Raw genomic sequence first — 4,461 nt, 5'->3', positions numbered from 1 at the left:
AAAAGCGCACCATAAAAAGAAAATGAGAAAAGGCGGCGTCCACCGCGGGGTTGGACTTCTTCGAAATCCGGATCATCCGTATATTCAAAATACTCATCTTGGTTCTCAGATTTGGAGAACTTTGCTAGCTTCTTAAATTTTTCAATCGCCATGGCTACACACCTCCTCACTCACACGAAATCGGGCTACTGAATTCCTAGAAACTGAACCAATAAACTTGTTTGATTTTTAAGGCTTTGAAAACGACTCTAAAAGTTAACCGTTTGGCTAACTTCTAGAGTCGGATTTTCGATCCTAATCAACTTAATCAGAGCCTATTGATTACTGGCTTTCTAGTGTCAGCTTGTAAACAGCACCCGATGTTGCTTGGGTGCCAGAGAAGCCAAGTGAAAGTTGTCCGTTTGTACCGCTTCCGGTGTAGCTAGAAGTTGTAATTCCTGGACTTGTTGTTGAAAATGTTGTGAAGTTAAAAGTTGCAAGGCTATAAGTTGTTGCACCGCTTGTTGCAAGAACTAGTGGTGTTGCACTTGTATCGCCAAATGCTTTCAGAGTAAATGTCTTACCCAAGCACGCAGCTGAGATGTTTGAGAACGCAACTGTTGAGAAGTTGAATGCACCACCGTTTGATGCGTTAACAAATGTTGCAGCTGGTGTTGATGTAATTGAATCATCACACGCTGTTGTAAGAGCAACGCCTTGACCGAACTCAACACCTGTTCCACCGTTAAGTGAGATGTTAGCCGCAAGTGTTGAACCTAGAAGTGCTACTGCTGCAATGCCGGCAAGACCAAGCACTACCTTTGATGAAGAACTCTTCTTGCGCACTGGGCGCGAAGAGTTTTCAAATTTTAATATTTCCATTTATTTTTCTCTCCGTTAAGTTAGATCGAAGGATCAGTTCGATGAATTCGGTTAGCTAGCCCTTGCGGTCTCCCCCTTATTCCCCTTTATACTCCCATTCTCGGGGCGGATAGTCAACCTAAAAGTGCCCCCTTTGAGCCCAATAAGCCGCGATTTAGGTGAATTGTTAGTGAAACTAGAACAGATGTGACACCCAAAGAAGTTGGGATGGGTGGTCAATTATTTGAAGGAATTACGGTGCTGGGGTTGCAGAAGTCGTAGCCAAAGGTGCGGTTGATGGGGCTGCCTGCGGAGTGCTGGCTGGATTATCGATAGTTTCAACTGTTGTTCTAAACACTTTCTGGCCATCAATATTTACGGTTGCGGCAGTTGGATCTAAATAGAAAGTTGCATCGCCATTTTTGCTCGATAGAACTGAACCGTCATATACCGAAGTTCCAGATATCGAGAGCGCAGCGGTTGCAGTTAAAGTTGTTGAAATTGGCGCACCTATTCCGGTTAGGTATGAAAGACCAAGTGTTACGGGATCACTTAAGTTTGAAATAGGAAATGGATTTGGAAGTGCAATCTGGAGAACCATTGATTCTTCGGTTGGCCCGATTTTTATCTCGGTACTGGTGTTATCAATTAAACGCACGCGGAGCTTCTTTCCAGCGCATGCTTCAAGATCAAGATTAGAAACTGTTACGGCTCGGACTCTAAAGAATCCGGCAGATGAATCTTCCGAGGTTGGAGCGCCATGCCATTCTTCGCCAAGAGCGACATAAATTTTCTGGTCGCAAGCCGTTGCTTGTTGTGAACCCTGACCGAATTCTAAAGCTCCGGTTCCGACGGTAACGCTTGCTGCGAATGTTGAAAGTAGAAATGGAACAGCTGCAACTAGTGCAACACCAAAAACAACTTTTGATTTATATTTTCCAGAGCCACCAAAGCCTGACGACATGCGACCGCTAAGTGGAGATTGCATTTATATTTCTCGCACCAGCCTTTCGCTTATTTATGGCATAACTTATGGATTTCACGATTTCCAGACCCCGCTCAACTCTATCCCGTTGGGCCAGCAAACGGCAACAATTACTATTTGAGTCGGCCGGAGCCCTTTTTGGTATCTACCTGGAGGCCCAAGGCTCGGAATGTAAAGGTGCTGGAGTTGCCTGAAACTGCGGCGCCACAGAAAGCCGAATCAATGGTGGCTTTATTGGTTGCGATTACTGAGACCGAGCCACTTCGGTCACGAAGACCGCCACTATTTGTGTAGGCAAAGAGACCGGCCCCGCTGTTGATAACTGAGAGCACATCAGCGGTGCGCCCAGCGATTCTTAGATTAGATCCGCCATCCCCCAAAACCATTACGGTTTTGGTATCCGAACTGTCGTCACTAACTCGCTTGTTTGCTAGATCAAAATTTATGCCATTGCCATTGATGCAGACCAATGTGAATTTTGAACCCGCCAGATAAATCGATGGAAGAAAATAGGAGTTGGCTCGGGGGTCAATTGCAAAAGTTGCTGGGATTTTTATGGTGTATTTGGGCTGAGGACTTAGAGGTGCATCAGCTTCGATAATTGGCTCTACGGTCGCAGTGTCAGAGCTTGCCGGGGCAACTGAATATTCGGGAGTTGGTTCAGGGCTTTGCACGGTTGCAGAATCGGCAGAATCGATTGGCGAGGCTTCGGGCGATGGGCTCGCAGAAGTGCTGGTGTCGACAGATGGCTCTGGGGTTGGCTCGACATATGTTGAAACCGATCCTGGGTCCTCTTGCGTCAGAACATCGGCGACTGTTGGTGCCACGGTTGCGATAAGCCCAGCAACAAAAGTAAGTAGAACTAGGCGGCTGAAAATTCTTACGCTGGCGCGCTCGCCATAGAAAAGATCATGGAAGCTTCGCCGAAAGCGAAACCAGAAATCTTCTCTATTCGTTCTATTCATGAGCCAAATATACTTTAAATAATCTGCGACTTAGCGACATGGGAAATTTACTTCGCAGGCGCGACCGGGATCGCAATGATTCCCAATTTTGCCGACTGGGATACAACTTTCTTCAATAAAGCCCGGTCATCTGCCTTCGTCGCATAGGCCCGAGCAACCACCAAAACTTCTTCGCGTGATGGTGCCATCTCGGTTAGGGCATAAACATATTGGCGCATGCCAGCGATATCGCCTTTGTTATAACTGAACTTTGCCATGTTGATCTGAGCATTAACACATCTCTCATTACCGGCTAATTGGGCCCGGCTAAATTTTTCAAGGGCTTCATTGCCTTGATTGTTAATTATTTTGGCAAGTGAGTCGTAATACATCGCACACGGAATATATCTGGAATATTGCACCGATATTATCTTCGAAGCGTTATTCGAGGCGAACTCCTCAATCCAATTTAAGTAACGGAGTTGTGCAAAGGCAAAATTGCCAGAAATAAATAGTGTTGCTGCAACTGTTACCCCAATAAAAGCTTGGAGAGATTTCTTAGGAGCACCTTCGCTGCGATAGGCCAACCCAACAATAAAACCGGCTGCCGCCCAGAATAGATACTTGTTTGGCAAAGTTATCGGACTGACTGCGGCATTTGTGAAGTAAACAAAGAGAAAGAGTGCAATAGCGGCAATCTCGTTGCGCTTTGTTGGGTACTTTTCTGCGGCAATGATTATTGATCGAACTAAGAACGCCAATAACAACATTAATGCGATTGTGCCAACAAAACCAAGTGTGGCAACAGTTTGAACTGGCGCTGAATGTGCATCATTTGCAAGAACTGATTGCAAGTTCTGTGCGGAATCTAGCGTGCGGAAAGTTTCATAGTAATTTCCATATTGATCAGGGCCAACACCAAATAGTGGTGAACTACCAAATTGCGAGATACCCGCTAGCCAGAATTCGCCGCGAATCTGCACTTGTTCATCGTTTCCTAGAACTGGAATATTTCTTCCGATAAATGGCATCAAGAAGATTGCTTCAGCCCAAATAATTACAATTAGCGTGCAAGCAAATGTTTTGGCATTCAACGTCAGTTCAGAGATGAAATCTTTAAAGCGCTCAGGTAAGAATTTAATTATAAAAAAGAGACCAATTAGAATCGCCATTACTCCAAGGTCTACATATCCCTGAAGTGCACCGGCACGGCTTAAACAGTAAATCGAACTTAAAGCGATAAAACCAATAAGAATTCGGCGATTACGTGAAGAATAAAGCAAAAGGTAAACAAATAAAGGAAACGTGGTGCCGAGATAAGCCGCAAAGAAGTCTAGGTTTCCAAAGGTAGAAACCATGCCGTGTTCCCCAGGTAAATCAAAGACATTAAAGTCATGGAGAATGCCAATAATTTGGGTTACAACAACAACGCCAATATAGAGCCAAACTAATCTTTTAAATTGCTCGAGTGTGAAGCCAGCATGGAATATCGCGACAATGATTAAGCAAATGGCAGAAATCGCGCCAGTGAAGCGCCCGGTGTCACCAGTCATTGAACCTATAAAATCTGGGCTCATGAGTGCGGATGCAAAAAGTGCAGCCACGGTAAACCAAGTCGCCCAAATTATTTTCCCGGGAAAAACATAATGGCTTCTGCGTTTAATAATCAAGGCGCCGAATAGCGTTGCAACA

General features: G+C 45.1%; 4 protein-coding genes. All 4 read right to left on the bottom strand.

The annotated features are described in order from the left end of the window. Positions 1-321: 321 nt before the first annotated feature. Positions 322-861: a hypothetical protein gene (locus ABW391_RS28710; protein ID WP_353485344.1), complete on the bottom strand. Its 540-nt coding sequence runs from the start codon at positions 859-861 to the stop codon at positions 322-324. Positions 862-1,093: 232 nt separating this feature from the next. Beyond that, positions 1,094-1,828 carry a hypothetical protein gene (locus ABW391_RS28705; protein ID WP_353485343.1) on the bottom strand — a complete coding sequence of 245 codons (735 nt, stop codon included), beginning with the start codon at positions 1,826-1,828 and terminating at the stop codon, positions 1,094-1,096. A gap of 110 nt (positions 1,829-1,938) precedes the next feature. Then, on the bottom strand, positions 1,939-2,652 hold the full coding sequence (locus ABW391_RS28700; RefSeq protein WP_353485342.1) for a hypothetical protein: 714 nt from the start codon (positions 2,650-2,652) through the stop codon (positions 1,939-1,941). Positions 2,653-2,837: 185 nt separating this feature from the next. Beyond that, the coding region (locus ABW391_RS28695) for an O-antigen ligase family protein (RefSeq protein WP_353485341.1) at positions 2,838-4,461 on the bottom strand (1,624 nt) is incomplete at its 5' end.

Origin of the sequence: Haliscomenobacter sp., assembly GCF_040403615.1 — a bacterium.
GTDB lineage: Bacteria > Bacteroidota > Bacteroidia > Chitinophagales > Saprospiraceae > Haliscomenobacter.
The sequence above is the reverse complement of the archived record's forward strand: the minus strand, read 5'-3'. Positions and strand labels throughout refer to the sequence as shown.